At 36.0% G+C, this 2296-nt stretch carries 1 protein-coding gene; it reads left to right on the plus strand.

Annotated features, from left to right (window positions below; translation table 11 throughout):
• Positions 1-513 precede the first annotated feature (513 nt).
• The coding region (locus H3T57_RS09030; RefSeq protein ID WP_198194181.1) for a Hint domain-containing protein at positions 514-2296 on the plus strand (1783 nt) is incomplete at its 3' end.

Here is a 2296-nt window from a genome sequence, read left to right on the forward strand (position 1 = left end):
TTCTGCAAAAGGGCCGGAAGATCCTTACCGTAAAGGTCATCGCCGCTGGACCGTATATCTCACAAAACCAGTTGGATCATAAAAAAATAATGTCATCATAATAAAAATTACAGATACCGTTTTATATTACTTATAAGGCTGGATCAGATAAATTGATCCAGCTTTTTTATAAAACCCGTTTGATTCTAGCAATTTTATTACTTAATCCATATCCCGACCAGGCCATCACTTCATAATGTCATTTTCCATACATTTATTGAAAAACAAAATTGGGTGAATCCCTATCTAACTATTTTTTAATAAAAATCTAATATTTATTAAAAAATAATAAATGTATTCAAGATATTACATTTCAATTATCAAATTTAATTTACTAATTATATTAATAACATTATAATAATTAAATCAATTAGATAATAAATAGCATGCTCATGAAAGTATTACTTAAATAATAAATGTCGCAAATACTTACTTTCTAACACGCTTATAATAAAAATTATATGAGAATCACTGATGACGAACCAAAAAAAAGATTACTTGCGTAAAGATAAAAAAGATAATGATACATTCAAAATAAATCATTCATTTGTCCATTCATATCAATATCCTCCATCCTATGGTGAAAAGAACAGTCAAGATTCTATTCAAACCTTCTCAAATAATCGCCTTACAAGAGAGAATGCGACTTCCAATCAATTAAAAAATGTCGAAAATACAGACCTGAACAGTTATATATTGCAAAATAACAATCCGATCATTGATAGTGGCAATTGGTATGCCGTTAAATTAAGTGATGGCCGCACTGTCTACAAAATAAACTCAACCAACGGACAGTATTTCAGCCTATCAACAAATAATCATCTTACATCTGATCCATCACAAGCCTATTCAGGACCCATCAATTTTGTTGACAGCACTGTAACCATTACAAATGGTGCAACCGTTTCAGGTTCAAATTTCCTTTTGATCAAAAACAGCCCCTCTAACAATTCAGCCATTACAATCAATACTGGTGGAACACTCCAGGATTCAAATATATTCAATCAAAATGTTACGATGAATGGTGGCAGTTCAACCAACAACACTTTTATTTCCAGCCCCGTTATCATGAACGGTTCCGCCACTTCAGATAATGACTCATTCCTTAACCCAAATACTACAAGAAGCGGTTATAATCTGGGAGGTCAAAGTTTAAGTGGCAATAGTTACAAGAATCAACCCAACTCTTATTTTCAATCAAGTGATAATAATACTGCCAATCTTACCCTCAATAACAACAGTAAAGTAACAAATCCCAATATACCGGATCTTTACAGATACAACCCTTCATCAAACAGGCTGACCGTATCAGTCAGCAGAACCGCCCAATTTTCTCAAGAACAGATTACCGGGGATGATATTGAAAACTATGTAAAAAACTATAACATTTCCAACGATCATATCAATATCATCGGTACGGGTGGCACCACCTCAATTTATATCAGCTCTGAAATCGCTTCAGATCCTGCCGGTAATATGATTAGACAGAATGTCTATAAAAATGGAGCCGGAATTATCATTTACAGAGGTAATGATCCAGTAAATATTTTCAACATTAACAATATCTATATTCAAGATGGAGCGGTTGTAGACGGTGCTGAAATTTTTGCCAATAATAGTTGGCAGAACGTTTTTATACAAAAAGGTGGCACCCTAAAAAATTCAAAATTTTATGATGGTTATATAGGGATCGAACAAGGTGGAAAGTCAATAAACAATACTTATTTCTCGCCAGAATTTTCAAGTAATGGCCATTATATCGACGGTTTGTCTCAAAATGATACGATTTATGAAACATCCTGGTCAGCAAGTGGGAAATTAAATATCGCAAATAATAATAATATTTGCTTGAATGGAAACAACCCCCCTGTCTATAATCAGACTAACAACAACCCTCCACCCAATCAAACCATCTGGTTAACCAACGGATTGACTCGCGTAACTGTCGGGACTACAGGACAATTCATCAATCCAACAATAAACACTAATCACAACTATTCCATAGATTATGTGCCGGGACTGAACACTGATAATCCCCAACCCTGTTACCTTTGTGGGACGATGATAGAGACAAGAGACGGATTGAAGGCCATAGAAGAGATCCGTGCCGGAGACATGGTTTACGCATATGAAGGCTCCACGAGGGTTCTCAAACCCGTGACCTGGGCCGGGTCGGGTCACCACAGTGTCCGCAGGAACAGGCCCGATGATGTGGCGGGTTATGCCATCCATATCGTCAAAGACGCCCTGGCTGACA

The sequence above is a fragment of the Commensalibacter sp. W6292M3 genome (assembly GCF_016101315.1).
Classification (GTDB): Bacteria; Pseudomonadota; Alphaproteobacteria; order Acetobacterales; family Acetobacteraceae; genus Commensalibacter; species Commensalibacter melissae.